This is a genomic window from Corynebacterium sp. HMSC29G08, assembly GCF_001806875.1.
Classification (GTDB): domain Bacteria; phylum Actinomycetota; class Actinomycetes; order Mycobacteriales; family Mycobacteriaceae; genus Corynebacterium.
On record NZ_KV786262.1, the window covers coordinates 40,095 to 40,709 of the forward strand.

General features: G+C 60.8%; 1 protein-coding gene. It reads right to left on the reverse strand.

Annotation, left to right across the window (positions count from 1 at the left end; translation table 11 throughout):
• Nucleotides 1-615, reverse strand: a 615-nt coding sequence (locus HMPREF3101_RS08655) for a nucleotide sugar dehydrogenase (RefSeq protein WP_246816709.1), incomplete at both ends; no start/stop codon positions are given.

Consider the following 615-nt stretch of genomic DNA (forward strand, 5'->3'; position numbering starts at 1 on the left):
TGTCCATGGCCTGCGGGTCATAGACGCGCACACTTGCACCCGCGAGTGAGAGCTGGCCTGCAACGGCAAGCGCCGGCGAGTCACGCACGTCATCCGAGTTCGGCTTAAACGCCGCCCCCAGCACCGTGATGCGGGTACCAATCAGCGAGCCGAGCATCTCGCGCGCCAAGTCCACCACGCGCTGGCGGCGGCGCATGTTAATCGCATCCACCTCACGCAAAAACGTCAGCGCCTGGTCCGCACCCAACTCGCCCGCGCGAGCCATGAACGCACGAATGTCCTTAGGCAAGCAGCCACCACCGAAGCCTAAGCCAGCGCCGAGGAACTTGCGGCCAATGCGCTCGTCATACCCAATGGCATCCGCAAGCTGTGTCACGTCCGCACCGACGATCTCGCAGACTTCACTGACCGCGTTGATGAAGGAGATCTTGGTGGCCAAAAAGGCATTGGCCGACACCTTCACCAGCTCGGCTGTCTGCAGGTCAGTGACAATAAACGGCGTGTTATTTGCAAGCGGAGTGGCATACACCTCGCGGGCAATGGCTTCTGCCTGGGAGCCCTTTGTATTTACACCGAGCACAATGCGGTCCGGCTCAATAGTGTCTTTCACCGCGT